This window comes from Litorilituus lipolyticus (assembly GCF_006439335.1).
Lineage (GTDB): Bacteria > Pseudomonadota > Gammaproteobacteria > Enterobacterales > Alteromonadaceae > Colwellia > Colwellia lipolytica.
The window spans coordinates 149,091-166,033 of the sequence record NZ_SAWY01000027.1; the positions used below are offsets into that span (position 1 = coordinate 149,091).

18 protein-coding genes are annotated in these 16,943 nt (G+C 35.8%); 11 read left to right on the forward strand and 7 right to left on the reverse strand.

Annotated features, from left to right (window positions below):
- Positions 1 to 127: 127 nt before the first annotated feature.
- The 3 genes from EPA86_RS12660 to EPA86_RS12670 form a co-directional block, all read right to left on the reverse strand.
- Positions 128 to 544, reverse strand: a complete 417-nt coding sequence (locus EPA86_RS12660; protein ID WP_140604150.1) for a hypothetical protein — start codon at positions 542 to 544, stop codon at positions 128 to 130.
- 533 nt (positions 545 to 1,077) lie between these two features.
- Positions 1,078 to 2,472, reverse strand: coding sequence for a M28 family metallopeptidase (locus tag EPA86_RS12665; protein ID WP_140604152.1), 1,395 nt, complete (start codon positions 2,470 to 2,472; stop codon positions 1,078 to 1,080).
- Positions 2,473 to 2,504: 32 nt separating this feature from the next.
- The gene (locus EPA86_RS12670; RefSeq protein WP_140604154.1) at positions 2,505 to 3,044 is read right to left on the reverse strand and encodes a YaeQ family protein; all 540 of its coding nucleotides are present in this window, start codon (positions 3,042 to 3,044) and stop codon (positions 2,505 to 2,507) included.
- 239 nt (positions 3,045 to 3,283) lie between these two features.
- On the opposite strand from EPA86_RS12670, the gene EPA86_RS12675 reads away from it, so the two are divergent.
- Positions 3,284 to 4,405: a pyridoxal-phosphate-dependent aminotransferase family protein gene (locus tag EPA86_RS12675; RefSeq protein WP_140604157.1), complete on the forward strand. Its 1,122-nt coding sequence runs from the start codon at positions 3,284 to 3,286 to the stop codon at positions 4,403 to 4,405.
- A 188-nt stretch (positions 4,406 to 4,593) separates the two neighbouring features.
- Here EPA86_RS12675 and EPA86_RS12680 read toward each other — a convergent pair whose 3' ends face one another.
- Together EPA86_RS12680 and EPA86_RS12685 are read right to left on the reverse strand one after the other, a co-directional pair.
- Positions 4,594 to 5,013 (reverse strand): VOC family protein, encoded by a 420-nt coding sequence (locus EPA86_RS12680; RefSeq protein WP_140604159.1) that lies wholly within the window; start codon positions 5,011 to 5,013, stop codon positions 4,594 to 4,596.
- A gap of 141 nt (positions 5,014 to 5,154) precedes the next feature.
- The gene (locus EPA86_RS12685) at positions 5,155 to 6,255 is read right to left on the reverse strand and encodes a helix-turn-helix domain-containing protein (protein ID WP_140604161.1); all 1,101 of its coding nucleotides are present in this window, start codon (positions 6,253 to 6,255) and stop codon (positions 5,155 to 5,157) included.
- A 183-nt stretch (positions 6,256 to 6,438) separates the two neighbouring features.
- On the opposite strand from EPA86_RS12685, the gene EPA86_RS12690 reads away from it, so the two are divergent.
- Positions 6,439 to 7,284 (forward strand): DUF2306 domain-containing protein, encoded by an 846-nt coding sequence (locus tag EPA86_RS12690; RefSeq protein WP_140604163.1) that lies wholly within the window; start codon positions 6,439 to 6,441, stop codon positions 7,282 to 7,284.
- Between the two features lie 98 nt (positions 7,285 to 7,382).
- On the opposite strand, the gene EPA86_RS12695 is transcribed toward EPA86_RS12690, so the two are convergent.
- Positions 7,383 to 8,081, reverse strand: coding sequence for a DNA alkylation repair protein (locus EPA86_RS12695; protein ID WP_140604165.1), 699 nt, complete (start codon positions 8,079 to 8,081; stop codon positions 7,383 to 7,385).
- A gap of 268 nt (positions 8,082 to 8,349) precedes the next feature.
- Here EPA86_RS12695 and EPA86_RS12700 point away from each other — a divergent pair, with 268 nt between their 5' ends.
- The 5 genes from EPA86_RS12700 (at position 8,350) to EPA86_RS12720 (ending at position 12,692) form a co-directional block, all read left to right on the forward strand.
- Positions 8,350 to 9,075: a DUF2268 domain-containing putative Zn-dependent protease gene (locus tag EPA86_RS12700; RefSeq protein WP_170309653.1), complete on the forward strand. Its 726-nt coding sequence runs from the start codon at positions 8,350 to 8,352 to the stop codon at positions 9,073 to 9,075.
- Positions 9,076 to 9,430: 355 nt separating this feature from the next.
- The gene (locus tag EPA86_RS12705) at positions 9,431 to 10,255 is read left to right on the forward strand and encodes a GNAT family N-acetyltransferase (protein WP_342777399.1); all 825 of its coding nucleotides are present in this window, start codon (positions 9,431 to 9,433) and stop codon (positions 10,253 to 10,255) included.
- 102 nt (positions 10,256 to 10,357) lie between these two features.
- Positions 10,358 to 11,209 carry a helix-turn-helix domain-containing protein gene (locus tag EPA86_RS12710; protein WP_140604169.1) on the forward strand — a complete coding sequence of 284 codons (852 nt, stop codon included), beginning with the start codon at positions 10,358 to 10,360 and terminating at the stop codon, positions 11,207 to 11,209.
- A gap of 252 nt (positions 11,210 to 11,461) precedes the next feature.
- A complete protein-coding gene (locus EPA86_RS12715) occupies positions 11,462 to 12,109 on the forward strand; it encodes a TetR/AcrR family transcriptional regulator (RefSeq protein WP_140604171.1) in 648 nt (215 codons plus the stop codon).
- Positions 12,110 to 12,185: 76 nt separating this feature from the next.
- Positions 12,186 to 12,692: an SRPBCC family protein gene (locus EPA86_RS12720; RefSeq protein ID WP_140604173.1), complete on the forward strand. Its 507-nt coding sequence runs from the start codon at positions 12,186 to 12,188 to the stop codon at positions 12,690 to 12,692.
- Between the two features lie 318 nt (positions 12,693 to 13,010).
- Here the strand turns inward: EPA86_RS12720 and EPA86_RS12725 are convergent, their stop codons facing one another.
- Positions 13,011 to 13,721 carry a DUF4386 domain-containing protein gene (locus tag EPA86_RS12725; protein WP_140604175.1) on the reverse strand — a complete coding sequence of 237 codons (711 nt, stop codon included), beginning with the start codon at positions 13,719 to 13,721 and terminating at the stop codon, positions 13,011 to 13,013.
- 250 nt (positions 13,722 to 13,971) lie between these two features.
- Here EPA86_RS12725 and EPA86_RS12730 point away from each other — a divergent pair, with 250 nt between their 5' ends.
- From EPA86_RS12730 to EPA86_RS12740, 4 genes are all read left to right on the forward strand, one after another.
- Entirely contained in the window at positions 13,972 to 15,096 is a 1,125-nt protein-coding gene (locus EPA86_RS12730; RefSeq protein WP_140604177.1) for a helix-turn-helix domain-containing protein, read from the forward strand.
- A 415-nt stretch (positions 15,097 to 15,511) separates the two neighbouring features.
- A complete protein-coding gene (locus EPA86_RS12735) occupies positions 15,512 to 16,048 on the forward strand; it encodes a MarR family winged helix-turn-helix transcriptional regulator (RefSeq protein WP_140604179.1) in 537 nt (178 codons plus the stop codon).
- A 1-nt stretch (position 16,049) separates the two neighbouring features.
- A complete protein-coding gene (locus EPA86_RS18260) occupies positions 16,050 to 16,262 on the forward strand; it encodes a hypothetical protein (RefSeq protein WP_211664934.1) in 213 nt (70 codons plus the stop codon).
- A 9-nt stretch (positions 16,263 to 16,271) separates the two neighbouring features.
- Entirely contained in the window at positions 16,272 to 16,925 is a 654-nt protein-coding gene (locus EPA86_RS12740; protein ID WP_211664935.1) for a CPBP family intramembrane glutamic endopeptidase, read from the forward strand.
- Positions 16,926 to 16,943 lie beyond the last annotated feature (18 nt).

Genomic DNA, 16,943 nt, shown 5'->3' on the forward strand with positions numbered 1-16,943 from the left:
ATGAAAATAACAAATGATGTAGAACAAGTATCTAATATACTGAGCGTCGTTTTCATTGCTTTACAATAATCATCATTTAATTCCTTCTATTTCATAGCCATTAAAAATGAGAAGAATATAAGTCAACTTAGCTTTTTCGTTGCCCAAGCATAATATTATCAACCAACGGATGGCCTGTCGCTTCATCACAAAAAGAAATAAAAACTGATATTTTCAATTTAGCAGAGTTTAGAAATACAGAGCGAATATCGTTACGCATTCTATTTAGTTTCTCATAATTAACTTTCCTATGAAGTTTCTTTACTAAAAGCATATTGTTACTACCACACTTGGGGTTTTTAATGATAACAGGTATACCTTGTTCGGAAAGTTGAAATGAAAATGAACCATCATCGTTATACTGGACAAAAGACACCCTTCCACTATATAGCTCTTGCCCAACAGCAGTAGGTATTAAAAGAGTAGTAGTTAGCAAAAATAAAACGCTAAAAGAAATGAAAGAAAGCACTCTAGCTCCCTTATTATTGACGAGTATTTCAGGCATCAACTTTGCTCATAGAACGGTGGGGCTTTAAGTATAGACAATATAATGTGAGAGCGCTCGGATAAAGGAAGTATCTAGAAATCGACAACTATTTTTTCAGTGACGTAAAGTAGCCATAATAAGCCATAGTTTACCAAGTGATGTCAGGCTGCTAGGCTTAAACTTACCTATACTACTATGGCCTTTTCAAGTTTTAAATCACAAAAGTCATTTTGAATTTAAATACGGTTAACAGCGCTTTTTGCTCATCATTAACACCAATTAATGGATGCTCAACGGCAGCATTGAGCTTGAAGCGGCCCATTGAAATTATAAAGCTAACAGTCTGCTTTTAGCTCATATCGGTCTGACGAATAGAGTCTTAACTATTTGATTAACAATGAAAATTAGATATACATACTTCAATTTACTTTGTGAATACCAAGCGATTTGATTTTACTGGGGGAATATTTAAACCAAAGCAAAGGTATTTGCCATTGCTTTGGTTTAGTCGATTAAAATTGCTAGGTAAATAGCAGTTGTAGGTGAACCGTTTAGTAGATTAGCCCTTTATTTTTAACTTTATTCGGGTCAATACGTGAAGGTGTTATTTTTCCTTCAATTAACGGTGTTGTTGCAATGGCTAAGGTTTTAATAACTTGGTGCATAGATGGTAAGTTCAAGCTATTAATGTCGTCACTGGTTTGATGGTAGTGTTCATCTTTATCAAGCTGTGTACTACTAAAGCTATGTGCTGGCACGCCTAATCTCGCTAGGGTTGCATTATCTGAACGGTAGAATAGGTTTTGTTTAGGATATGGGTCACTATGAACCTTTAACGTGTTGTTTTCACTTGCTGCTAACGCTACGTTTAATTGCTCACCTAAGCTTGAACGCTCCATGCCCGTCATCCATACCGTACCTTCACCAAATTTAGAAGGCTTACCAATCATTTCAATATTTATCATGGCAGTAATTGAATCAGGGTTAAGTTGCTTGGAAAAATATTTTGAACCAAAACCGCCAATTTCTTCGGCACTAAAAGCGGCAAACATAATCGTTCTTTCATTTGATTGTGTTCTACTAAAGTGCTCAGCTAGGTTGATGATAGCTGACGTACCTGATGCGTCATCATCTGCACCGTTGAATATTTCACTTTCTCCTTGCTTACCTAAATGATCATAATGAGCAGAATAAAGGACAATTTCATCGGCTTTAGATTTACCTGGTAGAACACCAACCACATTTTTTAATACGGTTTCTTTTACTGTATTAGTGGCTTGTACAGAAAATGTTTTAATATCAGTTTCGTTCGTTAATACCAATATAATACTACCGCCAGTTATTTTATCGCTTGGTTTAGCTGTGGTTTCGAGTTTGGTAATACCGTGATTAAAATAGTTTTGATAGCGGTGAAACATTTTTTCATGAGCTAAATTGAGTAAAACAACATGCTTGCCGCCTTGATGATTAATTTTTTGTAATGCCGCGCGCATATTATCGGCTTCACCAATTGTGTGTAAGCTAACAGAATCATCATTTTTCCAATCAATATCAGTGCTGTTACTTGCAATCGCTAAATTGTCTTTTAAAACACTTTGTTGGTTTAACGTAACATTAAGCTTTTCAGGCGTTACGGTTTTGATTCGATACTCTTGCAAGAAACTTTTTGTGTCATCAGCTTCACCTGATTGGCTTTTTAAACCGATGGTTTGAAAACGCTCAGCAATGTAATTTGCTGCGGTATCGATATCTTTAGTAAAGTTACTACGACCTTGCAACTCGTTACTGGCAAGAAAAGTCACATCTTTAGTTACTTGCTCAAATGAAATATTCGCATCGACTTGGCTTTCAATGCTTTGTTGTGTGCTGTTGCAGGCCGTTAACGCTGAAATGGCGAATACAGAAGCCGCTATAATTGATATGTTGAAGTGCTTTTTAATTAACATAAGGTTCACTTTATTTCTTTTTAAATTATACGTTACGATGACTTTAATGTTTTAGTTTCAATGAGCAGAGTTTCATCATTGCTCGTAAGCCACATTTGACCATCTTGAATACTACATTGAAAGTCCATTGAACGACTAACAAATTTGACCAATGCATCACAGGTCTCTTGTTCAAAATACTCTACAGTTAACTTGACGAATTTATTGAGCGCGTTTTCAACTTGTGGCCACCAAGTGTTGACGCTAGAGCCATAAGCATAAAGCTTAACGCGCTCTGATTTATTGCAGGCTTTTTTAAGGCGCTTTTCATCAACTTGACCTAATTCAACCCATAAATTAATTTCACCACTGTAATTGACCAGAGAAATTGCTGCTTCCTCTTCATCACTAACACCTTTACCAAAAGCTAAATCAGGATGAGCATTGAGCATAAATGCCACTAGCCTCACCATCATTCTCTGATCGGTTTCAGATGGATGTTTCGCTATGGTGAGTTGTAAACTGTCGTAGTAGTTTCTATCCATATCTGCTAATTCAATATTAGCTTTATAAATTGTTGATTTAAGTGCCATAAAAGGTAAGTTATTAATAATTAGATAAGCTATGTTATCAGGTATCTTGAGCGATGAGTAAGTTTATGCGTCGGTTAACTAGGTTATACCGTTAAATTAATGTTTGAATCCGCATGCATTAATTTGGTGAATACTTAGGATAATAGCAATTAATTTAATAAATAATACTGGCAATGATATGTTAACTTGTACTAATACATTACCTAAATACCCTGTGTATTGTTTTTAATGAGGTCACTATGACAATTCAATCTTTTATACCGCCACAACGCACTTTAATGGGGCCTGGACCTTCTGATGTAAGCCCTAGAGTTTTATCTGCATTAGGAAGACCTACTGTTGGTCATTTAGATCCAAGTTTTGTGGGTATGATGGATGAAGTTAAGTCACTACTGCAATATGCGTTTAAAACAAACAATACTTATACGATGGCCGTTTCAGCCCCTGGTTCAGCGGGAATGGAAGCATGCTTTGTTAACTTATTAACGCCAGAAGATACTGTTGTTGTTTGTCGTAACGGTGTTTTTGGCGCACGCATGATAGAAAACGTACAGCGTATTGGTGCTAAGGTCATTATTGTTGATTGCCCGTGGGGCAGGGCTGTTGACCCACAAGCCCTTGAAGATACCTTAAAGCAAAACCCGCAAGCAGGTTTTGTTGCCTTTGTTCATGCAGAAACGTCTACCGGCGCTTTATCTGATGCTAAAACCTTATGTAGCATTGCCAAAAAGTATGACTGTTTAACCATTGTTGATGCTGTTACGTCATTAGCGGGTGTTGAGTTAAGAGTTGATGACTGGGGTATTGATGCAATTTATTCTGGTAGTCAAAAGTGTTTATCTTGTGTACCTGGTTTATCACCCGTAAGTTTTAGTGATAAAGCAGCTGAAGTGATTAAAAACAGAAAGTTACCAGTACAAAGTTGGTTTTTAGATCAGTCACTAGTGATGGAATATTGGTCAGGACAAGGTAAGCGAAGTTATCATCATACCGCGCCGGTTAATTCGTTATATGCATTACATGAATCATTAGTGATGCTACAAAATGAAGGACTAGAGCAAAGTTGGGCACGTCATAAAGCACAGCATGATAAATTAAGTAAAGGCTTAAGAGATTTAGGTCTCGATTATATAGTGCCAGAGCAAGAGCGTTTGCCACAATTAAATTCTGTGTATATTCCAAAGGGCATTGATGATGTAAAAGTCAGACAATATTTATTAAATGAATATAATTTAGAAATTGGTGCGGGCTTAGGGCAGTTTGCAGGCGAAGCTTGGCGGATTGGTTTAATGGGCTATGCAGCTAGATCGGAAAATGTAGCGCTTTGTTTAGCTGCACTTAAAGATGCCTTAACACAATAATTATATTAATAAATACTTAACCAAAGCCTTTTGCCCCTGTATAGCTTAGGAAACATTTGAATTAATAACGTGTTAGTTAAATTGAGAGCGAATTATATAACTTGTGTAATACGCTCTCAAAATTGATAGATATTTTATGTCTAGCTAGTCTCTAGTTTTCCAAGTACCAGTATTCGTAAATACTAATATTACCAACTACCAATGTTTTCCATGCTTACCCAGGGTTTTTGAGGGGCTAAAGGTTCACCTTTTTGTAATAACTCAATTGAAATATTATCGGGGGATTTCACAAAGGCCATTTTGCCACAACGTGGTGGTCGATTAATGGTGACGCCAGCTTCTTGTAGTTTTTGACAGGTTTGATAAATATTATCGACCTGAAAAGCTAAGTGGCCGAAATTTCGCCCGGTGGTGTAATCTTCTGTAGATCCCCAATTGTAGGTTAACTCTATTTCGGCTTCACCAACTCCAGCGGCTAGAAATATTAAAGTAAACTTACCAGCAGGTACTTCGTGTCTGCGCGTTTCGATAAGTCCTAGTTTGTTTATGTAAAAATCTAATGACGCATCTAAGTCATGTACTCTTACCATTGAATGTAAAAATTTCATTGAGTGACCCTAATAACTTCTTTGTAGGTTGTATTGATGATTTCTTAGTTAAGATATCAAATGTTTGTAATATTGACATCAACTTATAAAGCAAAGCTAATTTTTGCGATGCGTACATCAAGTGCGCATTAACATGGGCTATTAAGTTAACGCCTGTTGCCTGTATTGATTTGGGGTGAACCCTGTAATCAGCTTAAAAGTACGGGTAAAAGGGCCGACAGAGGCAAAACCACTTTCTAAGCCAACGACAAGGATTGACCAAGCTTTTTTGTTAGGATCTGATAATATTTTTTGAGCATGCTTTATGCGTAACTCATTAACATATTGATTAAAGTTTTTCGCTTTTAAATGATGTCTTAAAACGTGGCTAACTTTGTATTCAGAAACATCAAGTTCCCGTGCTATATCTGCAACCTTTAAATTGGCCGTTAAGTATAAAGATTGCTTTTTCAATAACGCTTCTATTTTACTAGCAAGTTCTTGTTCTACGGGACACGGTTCACTCATTTTGTTCCCGTTTTGAACGGTAATTTTTTTGTCACTTGCAAGCTGACTTAAACAAAGCTCATTATTATTGCTATCAGTAGTTTGTAATTTTTCTTTTTTAAATCGCCAAATCATTAATATTTGAGTATTCGTTAGTACAAATAAAATAATTAAGGCTGACAAAAGCTCTTTTGTCTCAGGAGAATTAACGAGCATGCCTTGTGAAAGCTTACTTAGTCCAACAGCTAAACCAAACGTCGCTAAAAAAAGTAGTCGCTGTGATTGACCTTTTTTGCTGTCAGAACGAAACCCACGACAGCCTTCCCAGAAAGAGAGCATGATGACCGTAGAAGATAATAAAATAGTTAATTCATTAATAAGGTGTGGAGCCACGTTATTTTCAGATGAAATAAACGCATTACTTTGCACAAATAAATAACCCTGACTTGCCATGATAAGTAAACCAATAGCTATTGCGAGAAACAGATGAGGTGCTTGAATAGCATCTTTTGTCCTAAATAGACTTCTCGATAGTAGCCAGTAACCATTGCATGTAGCACAAGCTCCCATGCCTATTAAGTATTGGTAAGCGCCAATGGTTTCTCCTGATATTTTTTTGGTTGCCATAATTGCAATAGAGCCACAAAACAAAGCAAAAAGAATATGGCTCGTTTGTTTTTCACGTACAAAAACTTGGGCAATTAAAAACAATAAACTTATAAAAAGGATGGCTGTGTAAGTATTAGATACTTCCATTTTTAATTACCTAGGGCTGATGAAGAGGGCAAATGTTAGCAAGGCAAAACTCTTTATTCAATGTTCAATATATTAAGAAATATGTCAAAAAATAGTGTGCCGAATTTCAAATTTGGTGCGATTTTAGATGTAATAAATGCAAAAGTAGCACTGAATCAATAAGTTAGTATATAAAGGTTATGTATGCAGGTTTTATTAGAAAAAATGAGCGTCCCTTCTTTTTCAGCTGAGCAAGCCCTTAATAATATTGTTAAGTGTTGGGTTGTGGTGGCGTTAATAGGGCAGTGGTTATTTGCGGCCTATATTTTAAGTGTTTATGCTTTTCCAACATTGCTTGGTAATACCGCGTTAACATTATCCTTGTCACCGGGGCAGGGGGCAAAAAGTGAAAGTGCTACTGATACTTTGATATTTTTTGCGCATATTTTGCCCGCAGCGATCATGGCAATGAGTGGGTTGTTGCAACTAATTCCAAATATAAGACGAAACTATCCAAAGTTTCATAAATACAATGGTCGAATGTTCTTTATATTTGGACTTTCTGGTGCATTTACTGGTTTGTATTTAACTTGGGGAGCAGGTTTTAGATTTAGCGATTTAGGTTCATTGGGCGTTACATTAAATGGGCTATTAATTCCTATTGCTATTTATTTCGCTTGGAAAACAATCATAAATAAAAAGCTGAAATCTCATCAACGCTTTGCAATTCATAGCTTTATTTTAGTGAATGGCGTTTGGTCGTTTCGCTTATACTTAATGGCTTGGTTTGTTTTAAACCAAGGAGCCAATGGAAATAGTAGAAACATTGACGGACCTGCAGATATTGCGCTGTCTTTTGCATCTTATTTATTACCTATGTTGATCGCCGAAATAATTTTTTGGGCGAAGCGAAGTGAAAGTAATAAAGTTAAATGGTCTGCAGCAAGTTTTGCTGCAATAGGCACTATAATCACGACAATTGGAGTTTTTGCGGCAGGAACAATGATGTGGTTTCCGAGAGTAATGAAGGCATTTGAAGGACTCTTTTAGTTAAATACCATCGTCGTTATAGTGTGTATCTTAATAAAGAATGTATAAGAGTAGTTATCAATGGATTAACTACTCTTTTCTTATTTGATCTTGATTTTCTACTTAAGCCCTAGCTTTTTAACTAAATAATCACTCGTCAAGTGCTTAACTACATCAAATGGTTCGCAATGACTTCCTTCTTCATTAAAGTCTATAGGCCCTAGTTGGTGAGCAAGTGATAAAGCCGCTTGATTAAGGGCTACACTGCGCTTGCCAATGCCCATTAAAGCGCCACCCATAGCAAGTTGTACCGATTTTGCTTCTTTAGCAAAATTGTTGGCAATATCGGTAATTACCAACATAAAAAAATCTTCGGTATAGATTTTAGATTTTTTCTTTGAAAACTCATAAACGAGTCCAAAAGCACATTTACGTCGATTTAAATCATTACTGTTGAGCCAGCGTTGTGCAAGTTCAAAGGCAATGGGTGATTTAGCTAAAGTGGCATCACATGATGAGAAAACATGGCTTAACATGCCTGAGTTTAACTGGTCTACTTGCTGCTCTGCTTGCTCAACTGTGATTTGTTTAGGATCGTCAATTAGTAACGCTATCACTTTGGCATCATAACAACTAGATAACCATAGTGTTTGAGCGAGTTCACGATTCCTACCTATTTGCTTGGCTAGTTTTCGTTGAATGGTTAAACCAATACCATAACATGTTAGGTTATTGGTATTACTCATTTTATTCCAGTGCTCAATACCACGAATATTCTTGTTCTGTTCTAATAACTCAAACACTTGAGCTTGGTTCATCTTAACCTCTAAGATACTGTTAAGCATTATTGATAACTAAAATAATAGCACTATAAACTCACTTCAAATGAAAGCACTGTTTTACATAATAATGTAAGAGTGTGTTGTGCACCTCGTTGTAATTTTAACTATAAAGTAGTCTGTTTAACTACTTATTTGCCTGCATAGAAAGTAGTATTATTAGGATTTTTAGTAACTTATTGATATGTTTTGTTATTTTGCTTGGTCTGCATTTTGCAAATTCACGTTTTTTTAAATGGAGAATGATATGAAGTTCGTGAATTTACTTTTCACTTTAATAATTGGTTTTGGACTTGTTGCAGGGGCTGAGGCTAAAACCGAAATAAATTTTAATGAAGAAAACCATCAATTCAGCGTGGAGGAGAAACTCCTTATAGAAAGCATCGTTAAACAAGCGGAAGTTAAAGTCAGACAATTACTTCCTGATTTGGATGAAAATATCCAAGTTAATGTGGTTACAACTACCCGTAACTTAGATATTGTTGGAGGTGTTTTTGGACGAGCTGATGCCCCAGGAGTAATAGAGGTGACCCTTTCAACAGCTTCAAAAGGTGGTGTTTCAGGCTCAGCAAACTCTGCTCTAACATCAAGCCTTTTTCATGAAATGCATCATTTAGCAAGAGGGTGGACGATAGCAGAAAACCATTATGGTAGCCAACCAGGTATTCCAGTTGCCACTGTTAATGAAGGCTTAGCAAGCATTTTTGCAGAAACTTATACTGATGAGTATTTTGCAAAAGCATATGATTACCCAGATGAAGCAGCTCAGTGGCTTGATGAAATTATGAAGTTGCCTAAAGATGCTAACTACTCTCATTGGGTGGCTGGCTTTCATCCTGATGGGCGAAGTGTTATTGGCTATCGCATCGGACGATATGTTGTTCACCAAGCAATGAAGAAAACGGGCAAAGACATTATTGCGTTGAGTCAACTTCAGCCAAATGAAATCTTAACTATTGTGTTGGAAAAGTAGAGCCATTTTAACAGCAGCGATGCAACATAATTGCATCGCATAATGGGGGAGCCAGCCAGTATGATAACTACTCTGTTTTCTATTCCTACAAGTATTCAGAGCTACCTTTAGTTGTTTTTGATTTATTTATATTTCATTTTGATTCATGGCAATTAAATAGCAGAGATATAAAACTAAATGCTGCATTAGTGCGAGCTTATCAATAGCCGACGTACGTAATTATTTGTCCGTATTAAATATGTCGTTTTTATTCAATACTTGAATTTTTCACTTCATTAAAATTGTCTTCATTGAAGCGTAGTGAGAGCAATTTTAGTGAAAACTACGACATTTATATAATACAAGTAGGATTGATATGATGCTTATTATCAAAAAAGTAACACAGTTAAGTGAATTAAACGATTTAAAGGAAGCTTATTTTAAGGCATCTACAAGCCCTTTAGATGGCATGTGGCATTTTGGGTTTGTTTCCATGGCAGAGCATTATGGTTTTTATGAAAATGAATGCTTGGTCGGGTTTTGTTGTATCAATAGTGAGCGCTATCTTTTACAGTTTTATTTGTCTGAAACAGCAATATCATCAGCTACAGAGCTATTTATGTTAATTGCGCACAGTAATAGTGCTGTGATTGGCGACGTTAAAGGTGCCTTTGTTAGTACAGCAGAGCCACAGTATTTATCAATGTGTTTGGATAATACGTCATCATTTACTGTTAATGCGATTATGTACCAATATAGTGATAATTTGAGAGGGAGGGTTGAAGAAAAAGCCAAACTAATATTGGCAGATAGCGAACAACTTGAATTATTGGTAACTTTTGCTGTTGAAGCTATTGGAGCACCGAAAGAGTGGCTTACGGGCTATTATGATAATCTAATTAAACGTAAAGAATTATGGTATTACTCATTAGATGATAAAATTGTCGCAACAGGTGAGTGTAGGCACTTTGATAAGTTTCAAACTCAATATGTTGACTTAGGAATGATTGTATCGCCTGCCTATAGAGGTCAAGGCATAGCTACAAAAGTATTAAACCAACTTGTCAATCTAGCTAAGGAAAAAGGGGTGAAAGCTATTTGCTCTACTGAAAGCAGTAATATAGGTGCGCAAAAAGCAATTGATAAAGCAGGATTTTTAGCTTTGAATAGAATCGTGCAATTTGACTTCTCAAGGGATTAACCTCAAAACATAGACTCCCTTTTATTATCTTGAATAAAAGGGACTTGAATGTAATAAATAATAGTGATTAATTGATATAACTAATTCACGGCTGATAAAACTATGATCCAATGGTTACAACAACCTAAATGTCCTGTAGTTTCAACATTTGTTGAGTGTTATTGGTTGATTGAGAGATTAGACGATTCTGGTAGTTTTCAGTTTCCAAAATTAAACCCAGATCCTAGTGGGCATTTAATTATTTCACCTAAAAATCAAGAGTATAGTTATGAGTCTGGTGGTGATCTGGCAAGAGGTGTTGGTTGTCATTTACTCTTTCCACATTTGCAAACTTTACATCTTGATCACACCAAACCTTTTGTTCACTTAGGTGTTAAGTTCAAAGTCGGTGCCTTATATTCAATCAAGTCATTTACACCAAAACATCCTATTTTAGATAGAGTTACCTCTGTTGATATGCATAGCTTACTTGGTAATGGTGAACTAGATATATTAAATTTATTGTTCATTGCTCGACAAGATGGTGCTATGTGTCGGGACCAACTTGATGGCTTGCTGATGCTCTGGCTTTCTCAATTTCAAAAGGATAAATACAGTAAATTAGTATCGAGAGCGCTAGAAGTAATAGATGAAACAGCTATTGCTAAATTAGGTGATAAACTACATTGCACTCAAAGAACATTAGAAAGAGCATTTAATAGAGTTACAGGTTTTACGCTTAAGCAATGTCAATCAATGAATAGACTTGAAGCAATGCTTGAGCACTTGTACTCACTTCATAAAGATGAAATTGATTGGGTTGAGATCGCATTTAAATTTGGTTTTAGCGATCAACCTCATTTAATACGATATTTGAAAGCACACCTAGGTTTAACCCCAAATACTTATGCCAATAAAAGAAATTTAACGATAGATCTGTACGGTGGCGTCTCAACTCACGTAACAAAAGTTTGATATCTTTGCTTATTTGGAAGCTGTAGCGGCCAACATAAATAGACGTACCTCAAAAGTAAATTTTCATTATTACAGAGCTTATCATGACTGCATTGCAGTATATCTACCAGCATTTGTGAAACTAGCTCGTAGGCATTTCTACTTACCACTAAGTTAGCTAAGTGAAAATAATCTTATGTTTAATAACTTGACAAGAGACCGCTGGTCTTTTATATTTCACATAAGAGACTGGCGGACACTTAAGTGAATGGTATGAATTGGCAGCGTGCTAGAACAGACGAAAAAAAAACTGAGAGAAAGGCAGCTATTTATCAAGCGGCTTATACGCTTTTCAGTGCAAATGGTTACGATAAAGTTAGTTTTAATGGGATTGCAGCAGAGGCTGGGTTTACCAAATCGAATATGTATCGTTACTTTAGTTCAAAAGAAGAAATTTTCTTAAATGTCTTTGCTAAGCTATTTGAACAATGGTTTGAAGATTACAACCACCGTTTACAGCAACTTAATGAAAACGAAAAAGTAGAGATTTTTGCAAAAACTTGGGTGGATTCATTCTTAGCACATCCTAAGCTGATGGATTTAATGCCAATACTTTTCACATCCCTTGAAAGTAATAGCTCTTATCAACAATTACAATCGTTTAAGCGTTTATCAAAAGGCTTATTGTATCAGATTACTTTGGAAATCAGTCGAATTTATCCACAGATACAGGGAGATAAAGCTTTTCGATTTCTCTCCCTAGGATATGCGTCAACGGTCAATTGTTGGACGGCAAATGCACAAAATGAAGTGCTTAAAAAGCTCTATCAAGAAGAAGAGTTTAAAGATTTGAAGCCTAATTTTGATTATGACTTAACAGAGTCAATTGTAATAGCCATTCGGGGCTTAACAGTGAGCTAGTGAAATAGCTTGATTACTTTGATATGCAGCAAAGCTGCTATTAACTATCTATCACCTTTTAAATACGGAGAAAAATATGTCACATCACACAGAAAAATCACTTAAAGTAAATGTACCCGCAAACAAAGTATGGCAAGTTCTGGAAGACTTTGGCAGTATTGAAAAATTTTCAACAACGATTAAATCATCTCCAATTGTTGGCGATAAAGCCTGTGGTTTAGGTGCAAAACGAAAGTGTATTTTCGATAACGACTCAAGTTTAGTGGAAGAAATTATTGAATATCAAGAGGGACAGGGATATCGAATGGCAATTTCTGAGCATTCATTACCACTTAAAACTATGTACGCTGAAATGAGAGTGACAGCCATTGACAATAACCAATGTGAAATTTATATGTCTGCTGATTTCGTTGTTAAAGGTGGCCTATTTGGTAAGTTGATGGGGCACTTATTAATGCGACCTATGATGAAAGGAGTATTTACTAAGGTGATGAGCGGCTTGGCTTATTACAGTATGACTGGAGAGAGTGTTGGTTCAAAGCTGCCTAATAACAGTGAATTCAACCGCATCATACTTAATTAGTTTACTCTGTATTATTTTTTGTCATTTACAAATATCTTCAATGATACTTGCCCCGTTTAGGGGCATGCGATCTACACAGGGATAACAGCCGTGTGGTATGGCCTTGATAGCAATTAACCTTAACCCCTTAAGTATAACTATCAATAATTTCTGCTCAACTTCTAACACGTTTTTCTTTGGCGAACGCTGTCCCGTTTGATACGTGAAGAATGTAAGCTTCGACTGCTATAGTTGGGCAGCCGAAATCTAATGAAAGTTGAAATGAAACTATGCTTTAGCAAGGGGGTATAAAATGCTAAATGTATTCATAGCGTTATATTAAGAGCCATTATTGCTATTTTCAGGAATTCTAATGCCTTTTGTTAATAGCCAAATACCTACGCCAAGCTCAAACAGGGCTCCTGGAAACATTATATACATCACCTCACGAGGTAAATCAGCTATCGTAAGTTTAGCGACAGGGTACAAAATCAAACTTGTATAAGTAATTACTCCCCAGATTGCCCAAAAGGTTGGTATATAACGCGCTCTAAAAAGTAAGTAAAAAGTAATAATCCCAGCAACCCCCATGAATATCCAGCTGTATTCATATGCCGGAACGATCACACTTGATGTTATGACAATAAGCGTATGTATTTGTTCTACGTTAAACATTTCCGATAAATAGACTTTGTTGGATATCGCTAGCATTGTCATGCTGAAGACAACGGCTACACTTCCAATAATAATTTCAACTAATCTAAAGCATAAGGTAGTTTTAGCCAGACGAGCGTTAACAGGTTTAAGTACAATGAAAAATGAAATTGAGGCAAGAGTTACGGCCACAAACATGAAAATTTCTGCGAAAATACCTAGTCTAAATTGCAATTCATTTTCAAATAATCCGTTTATGGGGATAGCACTAACGGCTGAGAGCTGAGTATTTAAAAAAAAGTTTTTAATCAAACCAGCAACAGTAAATAGAATATAAGATAGCCCTGCTAATTTAGCGTAAAAATATTGAAGGTTTTGAGTTGTTTTAGTATTCATAAAAAAGACCAATAGTTATGTGATTCAATCGTATTGGTAAGCACAATGCCTGTAAATGGCATTCAAGTCGTTCAGATGGGCATAGTTGAACGTATTTTTTGAATAAATTAGATATCAACACTTAGATGATCGGCACTAATTTAATTAATCGTGTAAAAAGAAAGCTATTGATGTGATGCTGAGTAGATTCAAGCATTACTAAATTATATACTCATTTCACTCTTCAAAAATTCCTATCGCAGGTATAAAGATGGTTAACCTTTTTCCGACAATTTTATATTCTTGTATGATCGGAATAACATTATTTGCCTTATTTGATGTTTTACAAAGACCCAAAAATAGGCAGAGTCTTTTCTTGAAAGCGTTACTTCTATTGCTGCTGATACATTTAGGCGGAGAGCTTTTCATATATTCTGGTGCTTATGTGTATGCGCCATATTTAGCAGGAGCACAATTTCCGTTTAGGGTGCTGCTTGGTCCTGTTCTTTATTACTATGCCTATGAGAGTATGTCACTAGAGAAAGTTATCGATAAAAAAGTAGCTGTAATCACTTTGTTGGGTCCTATTCTGGTATTACTGGTCATGTCTCCGTTTATATTCCTAATAAGCTCAGAAGAAAAGCTAGCGTTAGCTAGCCCTGAAACAAGAGATCCTGAACTATGGAAAATAGCTTTGTTCACTTGTACGGCGACAACCTTATTATTTATTTCCTATACAATAGTATTCTTAGGAATGGCTTTAAGGCTTCATAATTCACATCACCAACAATTGAAGGAACGCTTTTCAAATATTGAGCAAAAGTCGTTAGAGTGGTTTAAACCCATACTAATTGTTTGGGGCATGGTGTGGCTCATGTATGCAGTCGAGTTTTTTCTTAATGCATTGAAGCTTCGCTGGTTCGGCTCAGGAGTGGCCCTTCCTGTGATTGAGGTGATTGCGTTGGCTACGTTTATCCAAAAAGCGTTACATCAGAAAATATTAACTCAGTCTGACAAAGGAGTTCCACATTCTAACAAAAGTAGGACTGCCTTAATTTCTTCAGAAAAAATGCAATTAATTTCCTCAAAATTAGAGCGTATCATGAAGGAGGATAAGTTGTTTTTGGATGAAAATTTATCTTTAAATAAATTATCTGAAAGCATTGCCGAAACAGAAAACCATATTTCAGAAACACTTTCTCAATATTTAAATACAAACTTCTTCCAATATGTGAATAGCTTTCGAATAGAAGAGGCTAAGTTGGCACTAAAGAATAAAGATAAGCTGATTACAACTATCGCATTTGAAGTAGGTTTTAATTCTAAGACGACGTTTAACACGGCCTTTAAAAGAATAGTGGGGAATAGTCCCACTGCTTATAGAAACTCTATTTAGGGTTTTCCTCTATGAGTTGGAGCTAGTTTTTTGCAACACAGGTCTATCGACCGTAAAGAATTATACAATGATGCAGGTCAACTACAATTCTGTAGGGACGATGTTAAGGCGTTCTGGTTTAACTCCACTACACTTTATCCAAAGCAAGTTTGGCGCAGTTTGAAACGAGATCATTCAATTTGTTCATGGCTATAGTAGCCCAGCCAAATAAAAAACCGTAGTTATTAAAGCGGTGCCCTATAGGAAGAGCAGGATGCTCCTCATCTTACGTGTTTTTTTCTTTTCCCTTAGCTTAACGCATATTACAAACATTGTTACAAATCTTCTTTTTATAAAACCAGTATATCTATTAATATAAGCAAGGGGTTTCGCAAGTATTTGCGGATTATTTTGATTTTCAGAAAGAGTCTAATTAATGACAAAAGAATCGCGTTTTAGTAATCAAATAAAATCAAATTATGCTTTTTTGGCAAAATCTGTTTTTGACTTGCATTGTCTAATACAAAACCAGTCTGAAGAGTTATATGTCGAAAAAGAAATGGGTTTCCCTGTATGGGCTTCTTCTGCATTGATGTTTTTAGCTAGCGTGAAGAGGGCATCTATTATGCAAATTTCTCAAGCATTAAATTTGTCACATCAACTTGCTTCTCAGCGGATAAAAATTATGCTCAAGCTAGAATTAGTCGAAGGCATAAAAGACGATGATGACAAGCGGAGAACTTTGTATCATTTAACATCTAAAGGGCAAGAAAAGTCAGCGGTATTAGATTTGTATTGCAAGGATGCGGCACAAGCATTTCAAGACTTGTCTAACGAGGTAGGTGTAGATATTCAACAGGTTTTGAATTCCGCTATAACAGCACTCCAAGCCAAATCTTTTAATAATCGATTTCCTCAAAACCAACAATCTTATAAGCAACGAGTTGCTATAAAAAATGAAGAGAAAACCTAGCATGAGTTCTACAAAAGAAACATATATCACGATTGGAACCTTTTTAATTTTTGTTATTTGCTTTTATGTTCTAGGTTTTTGGCTAATTTTTAGAATGGGACAAGCAACACCGCTTATGTTGTCGGTGGGAGCAGCAACGATTTTAACCTGTGTAGTTAGAAAGAAAAGCTTAATTGATCTTGGTTGGAGATGGGGGAGTTGGAAGATTCAATGACAGAGCTATTTGATACCTTTTGCTATTGCGTTAGTGGCATATTTAATTGTTTGGTCTTTCGGTGGCGGTGACTTATACAATAGTGAATTTTTAGCGAGTAAAAAACAAAGCTATAATTTAAATGAATGGAATGACTTAAGTATATTTCTGTTCCATTTATTTTTAGTGGCATCTGTTAGTTTCATCATTTCAATTCCATCCATTTTAGGAGAAGAAATTGGATGGAGAGGGTTATTAGTTCCTGAACTTTCTAAAGTCACTACTTTTACAGGGGTCGTGTTAGTGAGTGGCGTACTTTGGTCTGCGTTTCATTGGCCGTTGATCTTACTAGGTTTGTATTGGAATAACGATACGACGATTTATTATCAGTTAATCTTCTTTACTTTATTCATTACTTCTACCGGAACAATCATGGCATATATTAGGTTAAAGACAGGTAGTGTTTGGACAGCAGTAATGTATCACGGAGCTTCAAATATATTTATCCAAAAAGTCTTTACGCCTATTACCATTACCAATGAAAACTCTAGTTATTATATTGATGAATTTGGAGCTATTTTGGCAATAGTAGCCACTGTTGTAGCGTTTTTCTTTTGGAGAAAAGGTGTTAAGGAGTTTCCTTTATTAACTAAAAAAATATCAAAATATAATAGTGATAAATAATGAGCAAAGGTACTTAAT